At 67.1% G+C, this 715-nt stretch carries 1 pseudogene; it reads right to left on the bottom strand.

Features of this window, described 5'->3' with window-relative positions:
- Positions 1-715: pseudogene (locus D1614_RS23875) on the bottom strand (polyribonucleotide nucleotidyltransferase); the annotation flags it as partial.

Here is a 715-nt window from a genome sequence, read left to right as displayed (position 1 = left end):
TCTTCGGGGCGTACTCGCCGATCTCGGCGCGGGCGCCGTCGATCGCCTTGTTCATCTCGCCGAGGATGTGCATGCGCCCGGCCTGGGCCTGACCCAGGGCCTTCTTCATGATCTCCTCGGTGATGCCGGGGATCTTGATGTCCATCTGCAGCGAGGTGATGCCGGCTTCCGTGCCGGCCACCTTGAAGTCCATGTCGCCCAGGTGGTCTTCGTCGCCCAGGATGTCCGACAGCACCACATAGCCGTCCTTCTCCAGGATCAGGCCCATGGCGATGCCCGAGACCGGCTTCTGCAGCGGCACGCCCGCGTCCATCAGCGCCAGCGACGAGCCGCAGACCGTGGCCATCGACGACGAGCCGTTGGACTCGGTGATCTCGGAGACCACGCGCACCGTGTAGGGGAATTCGTGGTGCGGCGGCAGTACCGGATGAATCGCGCGCCAGGCGAGCTTGCCGTGACCGATTTCGCGACGGCCGGGCGAACCCATGCGGCCGGCTTCACCGACGGAGTATGGCGGGAAGTTGTAGTGCAGCAGGAAGTTTTCCTTGTAGGTGCCTTCCAGCGCGTCGATCCACTGCTCGTCGTCGCCGGTGCCCAGGGTGGCCACGACCAGGGCCTGGGTCTCGCCGCGGGTGAACAGCGCCGAGCCGTGGGCGCGCGGCAGCACGCCGACTTCGGCGACGATGTTGCGGACCGTCTTGACGTCGCGGCCGTC

The sequence above is a fragment of the Maribellus luteus genome, from assembly GCF_003576475.1.
Taxonomy (GTDB): domain Bacteria; phylum Bacteroidota; class Bacteroidia; order Bacteroidales; family Prolixibacteraceae; genus Draconibacterium; species Draconibacterium luteum.
The sequence above is the reverse complement of the archived record's forward strand: the minus strand, read 5'-3'. Positions and strand labels throughout refer to the sequence as shown.